This is a genomic window from Myroides odoratus (assembly GCF_965118575.1).
Lineage (GTDB): Bacteria > Bacteroidota > Bacteroidia > Flavobacteriales > Flavobacteriaceae > Flavobacterium > Flavobacterium odoratum_B.
Genome location: NZ_CBCPHW010000054.1, coordinates 1 through 668, shown reverse-complemented (window position 1 = coordinate 668; position 668 = coordinate 1). Strand labels below are relative to the sequence as shown.

Annotated in this window: 1 protein-coding gene; it reads left to right on the top strand. The window is 38.6% G+C overall.

The features are described from left to right. Positions 1–668 (top strand): type IX secretion system membrane protein PorP/SprF (locus ACMHJ2_RS17760; RefSeq protein ID WP_413514183.1); only part of this gene is annotated, 668 nt, incomplete at both ends.

The following is a 668-nucleotide window of genomic DNA, read 5'->3' as shown; positions in this document are numbered from 1 at the left end:
ACTACGCCACTTACAGATAATGGGTTAGGATTGGGCGTTCATTTTAAGAATGACCATTTAGGAGTTATGGATCAAAATAGTTTGTCCGTAGATTTAGCGTATAGCGTAGATTTAAACTATACCTATAAACTGGCTTTTGGACTGAAAGGAACGGGATCTCTTTTGGATGTGAACTACGATAAGTTGCAGATTTACAATGGAACGGATCCGATATCCGAAAACAATATTTCCAATAAGTTTTCGGGTAACGTAGGAGCAGGAGTTTATTTATATTCGGACAAAGCCTATGTCGGACTATCTGTACCTACGCTTTTGTCTAGTTCGATCTACAACGACAACGACTATAAAGTAATGAATGAGAAAACTCATTTTTACCTTATGGGAGGTTATGTATTTGATATCAATACCGATATTCAATTCAAGCCTGCGGGGTTGGTGAAAGTGACTACAGGTTCCCCCTTACAGGTAGATGTTACGGCCAACTTTTTGTTTTACGAAAAGTTTACCCTTGGCGCTGCTTACCGTTGGGATGCTTCGGTTAGTGGTTTAGCTGGCTTTCAGGTTACCGAAGGTTTATTTATCGGTTATACCTATGATGCAGATACCAGCAAACTATCGAACTACCATTCTGGTTCTCATGAGATTTTCATGAAGTTTAATTTATTTAA